Source organism: Sphingopyxis sp. A083 (genome assembly GCF_001468495.1).
GTDB classification, from domain to species: Bacteria; Pseudomonadota; Alphaproteobacteria; order Sphingomonadales; family Sphingomonadaceae; genus Sphingopyxis; species Sphingopyxis terrae.
This window is the reverse complement of the sequence record NZ_LNSK01000002.1, coordinates 341,954-355,835: the sequence shown is the minus strand read 5'-3', so window position 1 is coordinate 355,835 and position 13,882 is coordinate 341,954. Positions and strand designations below refer to the sequence as shown.

14 protein-coding genes are annotated in these 13,882 nt (G+C 65.3%); 5 read left to right on the top strand and 9 right to left on the bottom strand.

From position 1 onward, the window contains the following. Window positions 1–93: 93 nt before the first annotated feature. From ATE59_RS05860 to plsY, 4 genes are all read right to left on the bottom strand, one after another. Window positions 94–1,086: a hypothetical protein gene (locus tag ATE59_RS05860; protein WP_058811558.1), complete on the bottom strand. Its 993-nt coding sequence runs from the start codon at window positions 1,084–1,086 to the stop codon at window positions 94–96. A gap of 128 nt (window positions 1,087–1,214) precedes the next feature. Beyond that, window positions 1,215–2,783, bottom strand: a complete 1,569-nt coding sequence (locus tag ATE59_RS05855) for a VWA domain-containing protein (protein WP_231737193.1) — start codon at window positions 2,781–2,783, stop codon at window positions 1,215–1,217. Between the two features lie 89 nt (window positions 2,784–2,872). Beyond that, the gene (gene dprA, locus ATE59_RS05850) at window positions 2,873–3,958 is read right to left on the bottom strand and encodes a DNA-processing protein DprA (protein ID WP_058811556.1); all 1,086 of its coding nucleotides are present in this window, start codon (window positions 3,956–3,958) and stop codon (window positions 2,873–2,875) included. Continuing rightward, window positions 3,955–4,557: a glycerol-3-phosphate 1-O-acyltransferase PlsY gene (gene plsY / locus ATE59_RS05845; protein WP_003043667.1), complete on the bottom strand. Its 603-nt coding sequence runs from the start codon at window positions 4,555–4,557 to the stop codon at window positions 3,955–3,957. Before plsY ends, dprA begins: the two co-directional genes overlap by 4 nt. Before the next feature lie 126 nt (window positions 4,558–4,683). Here plsY and murI point away from each other — a divergent pair, with 126 nt between their 5' ends. The 4 genes from murI to ATE59_RS05825 all read left to right on the top strand — a co-directional run bounded on the left by murI (window position 4,684) and on the right by ATE59_RS05825 (window position 8,271). Continuing rightward, the gene (gene murI, locus ATE59_RS05840) at window positions 4,684–5,490 is read left to right on the top strand and encodes a glutamate racemase (RefSeq protein WP_058811555.1); all 807 of its coding nucleotides are present in this window, start codon (window positions 4,684–4,686) and stop codon (window positions 5,488–5,490) included. A 107-nt stretch (window positions 5,491–5,597) separates the two neighbouring features. Continuing rightward, entirely contained in the window at window positions 5,598–6,818 is a 1,221-nt protein-coding gene (hemA, locus tag ATE59_RS05835) for a 5-aminolevulinate synthase (protein ID WP_003043669.1), read from the top strand. After that, window positions 6,815–7,504, top strand: a complete 690-nt coding sequence (locus tag ATE59_RS05830; protein ID WP_058811554.1) for a nitroreductase family protein — start codon at window positions 6,815–6,817, stop codon at window positions 7,502–7,504. The genes hemA and ATE59_RS05830 overlap by 4 nt, the downstream gene beginning before the upstream one ends. A 56-nt stretch (window positions 7,505–7,560) precedes the next feature. Continuing rightward, entirely contained in the window at window positions 7,561–8,271 is a 711-nt protein-coding gene (locus tag ATE59_RS05825; protein WP_082657316.1) for an NAD(P)H-dependent oxidoreductase, read from the top strand. Here the strand turns inward: ATE59_RS05825 and ATE59_RS05820 are convergent. The 5 genes from ATE59_RS05820 to ATE59_RS05800 form a co-directional block, all read right to left on the bottom strand. Next, on the bottom strand, window positions 8,268–8,867 hold the full coding sequence (locus ATE59_RS05820; protein ID WP_058811553.1) for a GNAT family N-acetyltransferase: 600 nt from the start codon (window positions 8,865–8,867) through the stop codon (window positions 8,268–8,270). The genes ATE59_RS05825 and ATE59_RS05820 overlap by 4 nt on opposite strands. Before the next feature lie 42 nt (window positions 8,868–8,909). Beyond that, the gene (locus ATE59_RS05815; RefSeq protein WP_058811552.1) at window positions 8,910–9,551 is read right to left on the bottom strand and encodes a class I SAM-dependent methyltransferase; all 642 of its coding nucleotides are present in this window, start codon (window positions 9,549–9,551) and stop codon (window positions 8,910–8,912) included. Continuing rightward, window positions 9,548–10,774, bottom strand: a complete 1,227-nt coding sequence (locus ATE59_RS05810; protein WP_058811551.1) for a DUF3419 family protein — start codon at window positions 10,772–10,774, stop codon at window positions 9,548–9,550. Before ATE59_RS05810 ends, ATE59_RS05815 begins: the two co-directional genes overlap by 4 nt. Before the next feature lie 159 nt (window positions 10,775–10,933). Continuing rightward, window positions 10,934–11,389: a hypothetical protein gene (locus ATE59_RS05805; protein WP_058811550.1), complete on the bottom strand. Its 456-nt coding sequence runs from the start codon at window positions 11,387–11,389 to the stop codon at window positions 10,934–10,936. A 56-nt stretch (window positions 11,390–11,445) separates the two neighbouring features. After that, the gene (locus ATE59_RS05800; protein ID WP_058811549.1) at window positions 11,446–12,435 is read right to left on the bottom strand and encodes a threonine ammonia-lyase; all 990 of its coding nucleotides are present in this window, start codon (window positions 12,433–12,435) and stop codon (window positions 11,446–11,448) included. 67 nt (window positions 12,436–12,502) lie between these two features. On the opposite strand from ATE59_RS05800, the gene ATE59_RS05795 reads away from it, so the two are divergent. Further along, window positions 12,503–13,711 (top strand): saccharopine dehydrogenase family protein, encoded by a 1,209-nt coding sequence (locus ATE59_RS05795; protein ID WP_003043686.1) that lies wholly within the window; start codon window positions 12,503–12,505, stop codon window positions 13,709–13,711. Window positions 13,712–13,882: the final 171 nt, after the last annotated feature.

The following is a 13,882-nucleotide window of genomic DNA, read 5'->3' as shown; positions in this document are numbered from 1 at the left end:
GTTTCCCCGAAAACTCTTACGTACGTACGCGCGAGGGTGGCGGGCGCCGCTCCCTTCCGTCAAGAGGGGAAATAGAGCGCCCGCCGTCGGGGATCAACGCATTGCGCCGAGGCGCGCCACCATCATTTCGCTCGCCAGGCTCGCTGCCTTCGCCGCGCCCTCCTCGTAGGCGCCGGGCTTGGCGGTGAAGGCGAATTTGCGGGTCTTGCCGAAGCGCAACCCGCCAAGGCCCGCCACCGCGGCAAGGCCGCCGGCGACGTTCGCGGTCGACTGCAGCGCCTTGTCGGTGCCGCTCGACGCGTCATTCTTTTCGATGAAGTCGCCCTCTACCCCGACCGGCGCCTTCACCGTGACGACGGTTTGCTTGCCCGACGGTGCGATCAGCGTCATGCGCGAATAGTCGGCGGCGACCGAAAGCCCGCTGTTTACCTGAAGCCCGCCAAAGCTGAAAAAGCCGGGGCGCTTCTGATCCGAAAAGTCGATCAGATAGACGACGTCGATCACCCCCACGCCGGATTGCTTGGCATAGTTGGTCAGCGCCATGCTCGCTTGGCCCGCCGACATGTTGATGCCGATGCTGCTCATCCCCGATCCAGTGAAATCGCCCGGCAGCATGAATTGCGAGGCAAGCTCGCTCGGCTTGAAATAGGTCGCCTTGCCCTTGCTGCCCTTTTCGAGTGCGATGTTGATGTCGAGCGGCGTTTCCAGCGATTTGGTCTTGGCGAGCGCCGCATGGCCGAACAGGTCGCCCGCGGGTATGACGGTATAGCCGCTGGCACCGAGCTGACTGACGAAATCGGCATAAGCGGCATCGGCTATCTTCTGCATCATTTCGGGCGTCACGCCGACCAATTCGCTCTTCGCCTTGGTCGTCCCGCCGAACGCGCCCATCAATCCGCCCGATGCCTTGGTCTGATCGACCGATTCAAAGATGAATCCGACGTTGAACGCTCCGACCGCGACGGTCGTCACGCCCTTCGCATTTGCCGGTCCGGAAATTTTGACGGGTTCCTTGTCGCCGGCATAAACGACCGGCGACTGGGCCAGCATCGCGACAAGCGCGACGGCCGACAGCAATTTCTTCATGGGTCTTCCCTCCGACCCCCCACCCCGCCGGCCGCGACTTACCGGCCAGGAAGAGGGGCTTATCGAAGCAACCCACGGCCCCCGCATCGGTCAGATGCGAGGGCGTGTCAATGGCTGACGTCAGGGCGTCAGTTGCTGTCCCATTTGAAGTCGGCGGGAAGCACGCATTTGCCGCCGTCATATTGGCCCACGCTGCGGATCACCTCGTCCTTGTCGGGTTCGATGCGGCGGCCGCTGATCTGGCTGTCGATCACCCGGCGCACCAGCGCGTCGAGCCGGGTCACGAGATAGCAGTCGATCGCCGGCGGTGCGTGGGGATTGCCCACGCCGCTGTCGTCGGTCAGGAACAGGTAGCGCGACTGCGTTGCCGCGGCCATCGCGCGCATCGCATATTCGGCCTCGTCGGCGACACCCGACGCGGCAACCGGGGTGATATGGATGCGCTTGGCGCGCGCCGCTTCGGCGGCGGCCCAGGTGCGCCCGACCTTGTCGTCGTGCGGCGGCGCGTCGGCGACGAGCAGCAGCGACTTGACCGCATCGGGACGCCAGGATTGCCCCACCGCGCGGATCATCGCCTGATCCATCGCTTCGGGATAGTCGCCACCGCCGTTCGCGTCCTGCTGTGCAAGCACGCCCTGCGCGCGGCCGATATCGCGGTCGAAGCCGACAGTGCGCGTCACATAATCATCGCCGAGGTCGCGATAGAAGACAAAGCCCACCCGAATGTCGAGATCACGGTGCCGCGTCGTGATCGCATTGATGATCGAACGCAGTTCGGACTGAAGATAGCGGATCTCGTCGCCCATGCTGCCGGTCGTGTCGATCACCAGCATCAGGTCGAGCTTGGTTGCCTTCGCCGCCATCTGGTTCGCGGTCAGGCCGACAAGCTGACCGCCCGGCGCATCGGCGACGAGCACCGGGCGCGCATCGGCGATCGCCCGTCCGCCCTGGCGCGCCGACACCGTGATGCGTTCGCTCAACCGGTCGAGCCCCGGAAAGAAGACCGCGCTGCCGTCGGCCTGCGTCGCCATGGTGATGCTGTTGCCGTCGCTGCACGTCACAACGACATCGGCGAAGGGAATGGGCTGCCCGTTGCGGTCGTTGACCTTCACGGTCACCACGCGCATCGTATCGACGCGCGGCAGGTCGCGGATCTGCTGGCCCAGATTGCTGCGCCCGACATAAGCGGCGTAAAGTTCCGGATTGAGCAGATCGTCATGTTCGCCGGCGGTCAAGATGCCCGACTGCGGCTGCGGTTGCGGATAGGGACGCGGAAGCATCACGGCGCCCGGCGCGCGATCGAAATCGGCCGACGATTCCTTTTCCATGGCGGCGGGCTCGGCCGCACCGGCGCTGGCGTCGCTGCGCGATCCGGTGACGACGACGTCGCCCGCCGGCGGCGATGCCACTTCGGCAACCGGCGCCATAATCGGCGGCGGCGGCGGCGCAGTGGGTGGCGGGGGCGGCGGCGCAGCCATCACCGGCGCAACACTGTCATAGCGACCGCCCTTGCCGCCGGTGGCCGGAACGGGCCGCGGCCGCGTTTCGGGATCGAGCTGCGGCAGCGGCTCGGCATTGCGGCAAAAGCCGCCATTCCAGCCCGGCGCCGCCGCTTGCGCCGCAACAATCGGCAAGGGCGCCGGACCGGAAGCCAGCAGCGCCGTCAATGTCACACCTGTCAGAAACCTGTTCCGCATCACCCAACTCCCCGGCATGTTATACAATATCATCAGCCTGTCGCCGCGCCGCTGAACCGTGGCTGAACCGCGCCGAGCCGTTGGGGACTCTAAAGCAGCGACACCCGCGCCCCCGCATGGCGCGCCAGCCGCCCGGCCAGTTCGAGTTCGAGCAGGACCATTTGCACCGACGCGGCAGGATGTCCCGACTGGCGAACGATCTCGTCGATCGCCACCGGCGTCGGGCCGAGCAGGCCGGTCACGACATCGCGGTCCTGCATGCCCGACGGCTCCGGCACCGGCACGGGGGCATATTGCTGCACAGGTTCGCGCACCATGCGCGTGTCGATCGGGCCGAGCGCTTCCAGCACGTCATCGACCGACTGGATCAGCGTCGCGCCCTCGCGGATCAGCATATTGCATCCCTGCGCGCGCGGATCGAGCGGCGAGCCGGGCACGGCCATCACCTCGCGCCCATAGTCGCCAGCGCGCCGGGCGGTGATCAGCGATCCCGACTTCGGCGCCGCCTCGATCACCAGCGTTCCGTGCGCCAGTCCCGCGATGATGCGGTTGCGCGCCGGGAAATGCCGCGCGAGCCGCTCGGTACCGGGCGGCTGTTCGGAAATGAGGAGCTGGTCGGCGCCGATCTTGTCCTGCAAGGCGGCATTCTCGGGCGGGAAGGCTATGTCGATGCCGCTGGCAATGACCGCCGCGGTCGAACCGCCGAGCGCGCCGACATGCGCCGCGGTATCGACTCCGCGCGCAAGGCCGCTGACCACGGTCACGTCGCGCGCGGCAAGATCCCTCGCCATCTGCCGCGCAAAGCGGCAGGCGACCGCCGAGGCATTACGCGCGCCGACGATTGCGACGCACGGCCGGCGCAGCATGGCGGCGTCGCCGCGCACGATCAGGATTGGCGGCGCCCCTTCCGCCTCGCGCAGCAGCGCAGGATAATCGGGCTCGTCATGGAACAGATGCCGCGCCCCGATGTCGGCGACGCGCGCCATCTCGCGCTCGGCAAGCTCCGCAGGCGCGATGCGCGGTTTGCCGCCGCCGCCACGGAGTGCGAGCTCGGGCAGCGCCGCAAGCGCCGCTTCGCCCGATCCGAAGCGCTGGATCAACTGGTGCCAGCTGACCGGACCGACGTGCGCCGTGCGGATCAGCCGGATCCGCGCCAGCCGCTCGGCGTGCGTCACGCAGCGCCCTTCTTTGCGCCAACCCGCGGCTCGGTTCCGGCGCGCAGCCGCGCGATATTCTCACGGTGGCGCCACAGCACGATCACCGCCAGACCGGCGAGGCCGACCGCATAGACCGGATAGCCGAAGGCAAGCGCCGCCACCGGCGCCGCGACCGCTCCCGCCATCCCGCCGAGCGACGAAATGCGCAGCAGCAACACGGTCCCCAGCCACACCGCCGCGAACACCAGCCCGACCGGCCAGGCGAGCGCCAGCGCGAGGCCGAGCAATGTCGCGACCCCCTTGCCGCCGCGAAACTTCAGCCAGACCGGATAGCAATGGCCAATCATCGCCGCCGCCCCCGCGATCATCGCGGCATGATCGCCGAGCTGCGGAACGAGATGACGCGCGAGAAGCACCGCGACCGCCCCCTTTGCGCCGTCGAGGACCAGCGTCGCCGCGGCGAGCCCCTTGCGCCCGGTGCGCAGCACGTTGGTCGCGCCGATATTGCCCGATCCGATCTGCCGCAGATCACCGGCGCCGAACGCGCGCGTCAGCAGGACGCCGAACGGAATCGAGCCGAGCAGATAGCCTGCGGCGGTCAACAGAAAGATGGTCATGGCGCTCCCGGGCGTTGGTTCGGGAATATTGTGGCGATGTTGCAGCGGGCAATCAATGGATTCGATGAATGTGGGTACCGGAACGGACCGGATTGACGCCGGGCGGGCGCATGCTAACCGGCTCGCATGCAGACTCCCGCGCCCGACGCGCCCATTCTTTTTTTCGACAGCGGCCTTGGCGGACTGACCGTCCTCGGGCCGACGCGCGCGCTGCTGCCGACGGCGCCGATCGTCTATGCCGCCGACTATGCCGGCCTGCCCTATGGCAAGAAAAGCGATGCCGAACTCGCGGCGCGTGTGCCGGCGCTGCTCGGCCGGCTGGTCGAACGCTATCATCCCCGGCTCGCCGTCATCGCCTGCAACACCGCATCGACCATCGCCCTGGGGCATGTTCGCGCGGCGCTCGACCTGCCGATCGTGGGAACCGTGCCCGCGATCAAGCCCGCATCTGAACTGACGCGCAGCGGAGTGATCGGCGTGCTGGGGACCGAGGCGACGGTGCGGCAGCCCTATGTCGATGACCTCAGCGCCAAATTCGCGCGCGACAAGACCGTGCTTCGCCACGGCAGCCCCGAACTCGTCACCGCTGCGGAGGGAAAGCTGCGCGGCGCACCGGTCGATCCGGGCACGATTGCACGCGCGCTCGCCGGGCTGACCGATCAGGCATGCGGCGATGCCATCGACGTCATCGTCCTGGCCTGTACCCACTTCCCGCTGCTGCAGGACGAATTGCAGGCAGCGGCCGGAGCCGGCGTCACGCTGATCGACGGCGCCGCGGGGATCGCGCGGCGGATCGCGCACCTCACCGAAGGGCAGGCGTGGCCCAAGACGGCAGCGCCCGGCATTGCGGTCTTCACGCGCAGCGAGGATCGCCCGCCACCGCCGCTGGCCGCACTGACGCCTTATGGCATCGGGCGAATTGAGACAATTTGACCCAATTCTGCGAATCGTTCGCACTGGATTTCACGGAAAATCGCGCGTATTGCCGCCCGGTTATCGCGCCGGCGGGGGCCGCGCACCCGAAACTGCGGGGCATGCAAGTGAACTACGACGATATTTTCGCCCGGGCCATCGACCGCCTTCACGAAGAAGGCCGTTACCGCGTCTTTATCGACATTCTGCGCAACAAGGGGGCCTTCCCCAATGCGCGCTGCTTTGCCGGGCATAACGGGCCGAAGCCGATCACCGTCTGGTGTTCGAACGACTATCTTGCCATGGGTCAGCATCCGAAGGTCATCGCCGCGATGGAAGAAGCGCTGCACGACGTCGGCGCCGGATCGGGCGGCACGCGCAACATCGGCGGCAACACCCACTATCACATCGACCTGGAGGCCGAACTTGCCGATTTGCACGGCAAGGAAGGCGCGCTGCTCTTCACCTCGGGCTATATCTCGAACGAAGCGACGCTCGGCACGCTCGGCAAGCTGCTCCCGAACTGCATCATCTATTCGGACGAACTCAATCACGCCTCGATGATCGCGGGTATCCGCAATTCGGGCTGCGAAAAGCGCGTTTGGCGTCACAACGACCTTGCGCATCTCGAAGAACTGCTCGCCGCCGACGATCCCGACGCGGCGAAGCTGATCGCGTTCGAGGGCGTCTATTCGATGGACGGCGACGTCGCCCCGATCCACGCGATCTGCGACCTCGCCGACAAATATAACGCCCTCACCTATTGCGACGAAGTCCATGCGGTCGGCATGTATGGCCCGCGCGGCGGCGGCATCACCGAACGCGACGAAGCCGCGCACCGCGTGACCATCATCGAAGGCACGCTGGGCAAGGCATTCGGCGTGATGGGCGGCTATATCGCCGCCGACAAGAATATCGTCGATGTGATCCGCAGCTATGCGCCGGGCTTCATCTTCACAACCAGCCTGTCGCCGGTGCTCGTTGCAGGCGTGCTCGCCAGCGTCCGCCACCTCAAGGGGTCGAGTGAGGAACGCGATGCGCAGCAGGCCGCCGCCGCTTACCTCAAGCAATGTTTCCGCGATGCCGGCCTGCCGGTGATGGATTCAGTGACCCACATCGTCCCGCTGATGGTCGGCGATCCGGTGCGCGCCAAGAAGATCAGCGACATATTGCTCGCCGAATATGGCGTCTATGTGCAGCCGATCAATTTCCCGACCGTGCCGCGCGGCACCGAACGCCTGCGCTTCACGCCCGGCCCGGCGCATGACGAAGCGATGATGCGCGAGCTGACGCAGGCGCTGGTCGAAATCTGGGGCCGGCTCGAACTCGAATTCAAAATCGCCGCGTGACGCAAGCCGAAGCGTATGACGCGGTCGTTCGCGGCCGCCGCTCGATCCGCGGCTTTCTCGACAAGCCCGTTCCGCGCGAACTGATCGCCGAAATCATCGGCGTCGCGATGCGCGCGCCTTCGTCATTCAACAACCAGTGCTGGAATTTCTCGGTCGTCACCGGCGATGCGCTCGCCGCCATCCGCCAGGGCAACACCGACGGCATTCTCGCCGGCAAGCCCGACAGCCGCGAGTTTCGCCGTTTCGACGGCATCGCCGAGGAGCATCGCTTCCGGCAGATCGAAATCGCGAAGCAGCTCTTCGGGGCGATGGGCATTGCGCGCGACGACAAGGATGCGCGGCAGGATTGGGTGCTGCGCGGCTTTCGCCAGTTCGACGCGCCGGTCAGCATCGTCGTAACCTATGACCGGGTGCTGCTCGGCAGCGATATCGCGCCTTTCGATTGCGGCGCGGTGACCAATGCGCTGGTCAACGCCGCCTGGTCGCGCGGGCTGGGGTGCGTCATCAACAGCCAGGGCATCATGCAAAGCCCGGTCGTGCGCGAACATGCGCAGATCCCCGACGATCAGGTCATCATGATCTGCGTCGCCATGGGCTGGCCCGACGAGGCGTTTCCCGCCAACGCCGTGGTATCGAACCGCAAAACCGTTGACGAGGCGGTGCGCTTCGTCGGCTTCGACGACTGATCGCAAGCGTCCCGCCTTTCGAGAGCCCTCTGTAACGTTGGAGCCGCAGGCGCCGAATGACGGCCATGCGCATCCTGATCGTCCACGCCCACCCTGAACCCCGCAGCTTCAACGGCGCGCTAACCGATAGCGCCCGCGCATTGTTGCCGACGATCGGTCACGAACTGATCGTGTCCGACCTCTATGCCATGGAGTGGGATCCGGTATCGGATCGACGCAATTTCACGATACGCGCCGATCCGGAGCGATACGATCAGCAGGCCGAAGAGCGTTTCGCCGCGTCCGCCGGCAGTTTTTCAAGCGACCTGCGCGCAGAGATGGACAAATTGCTGTGGGCGGACACGGTGATCTTTCAATTCCCCATCTGGTGGCTGGGAATGCCCGCAATCATGAAAGGGTGGATCGACCGCGTGTTCGCCGTGGGCGTCGCCTATGGCGGTGGCAAATGGCTTGACCAAGGGCGCCTGGCGCCGCGGCGAGCGATGCTGTCGGTTACGACCGGCGGCGGAGCGGCACCCTATTCCGATGTCGGGCTCTACGGTCCGATCGATCCCATACTCTATCCGATCCATCACGGAATTTTGCGGTTCACCGGTTTTCAGGTGATCGAACCATTTATCGTTTACGGTCCATCGGGAAAGACCGAGCTTCAGCGCGCGGCAACGCTTGCCCAGTATCGGTTGCGACTGATGAACCTCGCGTCGGCGCCGACACTCCCTGTCATACACGCCGCCGACTATGAAAATTTCGTCCGACGCCAAGCCTAGGTCAGGACCGGTTGTCGCATCATGCCCCAGAAATGGGGACCGCCGCCCGCAACGTCCCATTCGGCCTCGATCACGAAGCCAAGCCGCTCGTATAGCGGCACATTCTCGGGCGTCGCCGTTTCCAGCCAGCAAGGAAGGCCATCGGCATCGGCCACCGCCGTCTGCGCCCGGATGATCCGCCCGCCGTGCCCCTTTCCCTGATGATCGGGGCGCACGCCGACATAATGGAGATACCAGAAGCGCCCTTTGGGCCGGTGCGCGTCGATGCTGCCCTGTACTTTCAGCCCGCGCGGGAGCGCCGTGCCGAAGGTTGCGATGAGCGGCAGCACGGTGCGCAGAAACTCAAGCCCGCCGCTGTGCGCTCGTCCCGGCCCACGCCACAGCGCCGCCGCCTCGCCCGCATCGGATCGCAGCGCTACGCCCGCGCGCATATCTGCGGGGACGAGCGTGCGGAACAGTCCGCGCAAGGCCCGCGCGCGATGGGCGGGGTCGGGCAATATCCACGACAGGGCGGGATCGGTCTGGAACGCCTGCGCCAGCGTTTCGCCCACCGTCGCCGTATCACCGGGCCGCGCCGTCACGATTGCCTGCTCCATCACCCGCTCTCCCCCTGTTGCACGCATGGGGATAGCAGCTTTTCAGCGCCGCGCGAGGCCCGCGCGGATCGCATAGCCACGATAGAGCCGATCGCAGCTCACCCGCGCGGCGTCGGCCTCCCCCGCCAGGCTCGCGATCGCGATCGGCAGATCGGCGCGCGGCGCGACGTGAAAATGCGACAGCCAGCCGAACAGCAATCGGCGCCACAGGCCGGGCAATTCGTCCTGCTGGCCAAAATCGACAATCTCGAGCCGTCCACCCGGTGCGACGCAGCGCGCCGCTTGCGCTAGCGCCCTCCGCCAATCAGGGATCATCGAAAGCGCATAGCTGATGAAAACGCGGTCGAATGTGGGGCGGCCGAAGAGCACTACCGGGTCGAAATCGCACGCGTCGCCGCGAACGAGCGATGCCGCAATCCCGGCTTTTGCAAGCGATGCCTCGGCCTTTTCCAACATGGCCGCCGATATATCGATCCCGAACAGCTCCGCCCCGGGCCATGCCCGCCCGACGGCGATCAGATTGCGGCCCGTCCCGCAACCGATCTCGAGCACGCTGCCGCCCGCCGGCGGCGCCAGATCGGCGATCAGCGCATCGCGGCCGAGCAGATAATATTTGCGCGTAGCATCATAGATGTGGCGCTGACCGCGGTAGACGCGGTCCATCAACGCCCCATGGCTGCTCATATGCCAGCGCCCCGAAGCACATAGAGATGCACACCGCCATATATCGCCGAGCGGTCGCGGCGCGCGAAGCCCGCCGATTCCTCGGCCCGATAGTCCCAGCGGCGCAGCAGATCGTCGGGCAGGCGGCCCGGCAGCAGGCTGGGTTCGGCCGCAGTGCGGAACAGCACGCGCGCGCCCGGCCGCGCGGTGCGTGTAACCTCGGTCCACAACGCCGCAAGCTGCGCGTCGCTCATCCAGTCCTGCGCGTCGAGAAAGATATAGCGGTCGAAGCTCGCGGCGTCCGACGCTGCCAGCATGTCGGTCATATTCGCGTGGAGCATCCGCACGCGCCCCGCCCGCGCCTTGACCGCATCATAATGGCGGGCCTGAAGATAGGGCGGCAGCGGCGCCCTATCATCCTTGGCGTAGCCGCGCCCGAACGCCTGCCAGGCGAAATAATTTTCGGCGAGCGGGAAATCGCAGGCGAGCTTTTCGAGCCGCGCGCGCAGGACATCGGCCATCGGCTTGCCGCCCGCCAATGCGTCATATTGCGCGGGGGGAATGCCGAGTCCGAAAAGCGATGACCGCTGCGCCGTAACCCAGCGAATGAAGCCGCGGTCGAAAAAGGGCGCGAATTTCGCGTCGAAGATCGCCCGCTGTTCTGCGACACTCTTCGCGGTCAGCAGCACACGCGGATCGACTCCGTTCAGGCGCGCCGCCAGATGCGCAAGGCCGATGAAGCTGCCGAGCAGGCCGCGCCGATAGACCCCGCGTGCGAAGCCCCCGATCCGGCGCCGTCCCGCAAGATCGCGCCCCTCCCAATAAGCCCGGCTGACCGCGTCGAGATGCGGCGCGATATAATGTTGGTAGTCGGCAATATTCGCCTTGCTGTCGGCATCGCCGAAAAAGCGGCGAAGACTGGCATGATCGGGCAAGCGCTCGATCGCGGTGCGTTTCAGATGATTGAGCGCGACATGCGCGGTGTTGAGATCGACCGCGACGATCTCGCCGGGGTCGGCGGTGAGATAGGAGAAGACGTTACAGCCGCCGCTTGCGATCGTCGCGATCCGGTTGCCCGGTTCGATCGCAAGCGCCTCCATGTCGACCACCGGGTCTTCCCATATCTGGGCATAGACAAGGCCCTTGAAGGCAAGCGCAAAGGCGCGGTCGAGCAATCGCTGTTTCTGGTCCGCATCCTCGCGGACGACGGCGGTGGCGATCTTGCGATTTGCTTGGCTGGCCATGGGTCATGGTCTCCCGGAAAAGCGATGTATCCGGGGCCGCGCATGACAGCCTATGTTGCGATTCCCGCGTCGTTTCGATGACAAATCGGCGACACGGACGAAAATTATGATCCTATCCCGACATCCCGGCAGGGGCCGGGCTGCCGGGATGGAGGCCAACTAGTCGCGGCAATAGCCCTGGCCGCTCTTGACGATCAGGCATTCCTTCTTGCCCGCCAGATATTTGAGGCCGGTATCGTCGCCATTGCCGCGATGCAGGCTCAGTTCCTCGCCGCCGCGCTTGAACTTGATGCCATGCTCGCTGTCCCAGCCGTCATATGTGCCCTTGGTGTCGAGATCGGATTGCATCTCCAGCTTGTAATGCTCGGGTTCGGTCGGGGTGATGGTGACATACATGCCCTCGACCCCGGTCCATTTGCCGGCCCAGCTGGCAAAGCGGTGCGGCGCGGTCGCGGGATCGCCCTCAGACGCGGTGTCGGCAGCGTCGGCCGGCATTGCGGTTTCGACCGGAACCTCGGTCGTTTCGGTCTTCGCCGGTGCGGGCGCTTCGGCCTTTTGACAACCGGCAAGCAACGCCATCGCTGCAGCGGCTGCCAAAACCATGGTCTTCGTCATCTTGCGTCTCCTTCGCCTTCGTAAACGCGCCAGCGCCGACAAATATCCTTGATGGCTCAGCCGGCAATGATCTCGGCATATTTTTGCGGATCGACATTGCCGCCCGACAGGGTCACCAGCGTCGCCTCGCCCGGCTCAACCTTCCCCGCAAGGATCGCCGCCAGCGCCGCCGCGCCGCCGGGTTCGACGACAAGATGAAGCTTTTCGAACGCGACGCGCATCGCGTGACGCACCTCGTCGCGCGTCACGACCACGCCGCGCACGCCCCGGGCCTGCAGCACCGCGAAATTGATCGGCCAGGTCTGCGGCGTCTGCAAAGCGTCGCATTCGGTCGGCGCTGCCAGATCCTCTACCGACAAGATTTCGCCGGCGGCGAGGCTACGGGTTACATCGTCCCATCCTTCGGGTTCGACCGCGACGATCTCGGCATCGGGACAGGCGAGCGCCAGTCCCGCCGACAAGCCGCCGCCGCCGCAGCAGGCGACGACCTTGTCCGGCCCCACAATGCCGCGCGCGGCCAGCTGAGCGCGCGCCTCGATCCCCATGCTCCCCTGCCCTTCGATGATCCACGGGTCGCCATAGGCATGGACGAGCGTGCCGCCGCGCTCGTCGAGCAAATTGGCGGCGACCGCATCGCGCGATTCGGTAACGCGGTCATAAAGCACGACGTCCGCGCCGAGCGCGCGCGTTGCCGCGAGCTTCATCTGCGGCGCGTTGCTTGGCATCACAATCGTCGCCTTGATCCCCAGCCGCTTCGCCGCCCAGGCGACACCCTGGGCATGGTTGCCGCTCGATACGCCAACCACGCCCGCCGCCGCCTGATCGGGGGTCAGGTCGGTCAGACGGTGCCACGCGCCGCGAATCTTGAACGCGCCGACCGGTTGCAGGCATTCGGCCTTGCACCATATCGTTCGCCCGCCAACATCGAGCGGCAGGAGCGGCGTTTGCGGCAGGAGTGCAGCGACTTTGACCGCCGCGCGTTCCACTCCGGCGAGGGTCGGCGTATGGTCGGGGCTGAGCAAGGGATCGGGGCTTTGCTGTGTCATGGCTTCGTCCTATAGGGCGCGGCATACAAGACAAGCGGCGATGATCGCCGCGACAGGAGATTTTCGAATGACCAAGGTTCTGGTGATCGGCGCCGGTGGCGTCGGATCGGTTGCGGTTCACAAGATGGCGATGAACCCCGACATCTTTCCCGACATCACGCTCGCCAGCCGCCGCAAGTTCAAATGCGATGCGATCGCGGAATCAGTCAAGGAACGCACCGGCGTGACGATCAAGACCGCCGAGGTCGACGCCGACCATATCGACGCGACCGCAGCGCTCATCCGCTCGGTGGGTGCGACGCACGTCGTCAACCTTGCCCTTCCCTATCAGGATCTCACGATCATGGAGGCGTGCCTGTCGACCGGCGCGCATTATCTCGACACCGCCAACTATGAACCGCGCGACGAGGCGAAGTTCGAATATCATTGGCAATGGGCCTATCAGGACCGGTTCAAGGACGCCGGCCTGATGGCGCTGCTTGGCTCGGGTTTCGACCCCGGCGTCACGAGCGTCTTCACGACCTGGCTCCGAAAGCATCATTTCGACCGTATCGACACGCTCGACATCCTCGACTGCAACGGCGGCGACCATGGTCAGCATTTCGCGACCAACTTCAATCCGGAGATCAACATCCGCGAAGTGACCGCGGTCGCGCGCCACTGGGAAAATGGCGACTGGGTCGAAACCCCGCCGATGTCGGTGAAGCAGCAATTCGACTTCGAGGCGGTCGGGCCGAAGAATATGTACCTCATGTATCACGAGGAAATCGAAAGCCTCAAAACGCATCTGCCCGAGATCAAGCGCATCCGTTTCTGGATGACATTCGGCGATGCCTATATCCAGCACCTGACCGTGCTGCAGAATGTCGGCATGACGCGGATCGACCCGGTGATCTATGAAGGCAAGGAAATCATCCCGCTGCAGTTTCTGAAGGCCGTTCTCCCCGAACCGTCGAGCCTGGGCGAGACGACGAAGGGCAAGACCAACATCGGCGTCATCGCAACCGGTCTTGGCAAGGACGGCAGGGAAAAAACGCTCTATCTCTACAATATCTGCGACCATGAAGACGCCTATGCCGAAACCGGCAATCAGGCGGTCAGCTATACGACCGGCGTGCCCGCGATGATTGGCGCGGCGATGATGGTCACCGGCACCTGGTCCGGTAATGGCGTGTTCAACATGGAACAGATGGACCCCGATCCTTTCATGGATATGCTGATGAAGCACGGTCTGCCGTGGCAGGTGAAGGAGCTCGACGGCCCGCTGGATTTCTAAGCGGCGGCTGGGCCTGAAACCACCGCTGGCGACATAAAACCCGTTCGTGCTGTGCTTATCGAAGCACCATTCCTTCTTTCAATGTTGCAAAGACGGAACGGTGCTTCGAAAAACTCGGCGCGAACGGGGTATTTGTGCGTCCGGATGATGAGAGGCATTTCATGAGACTGA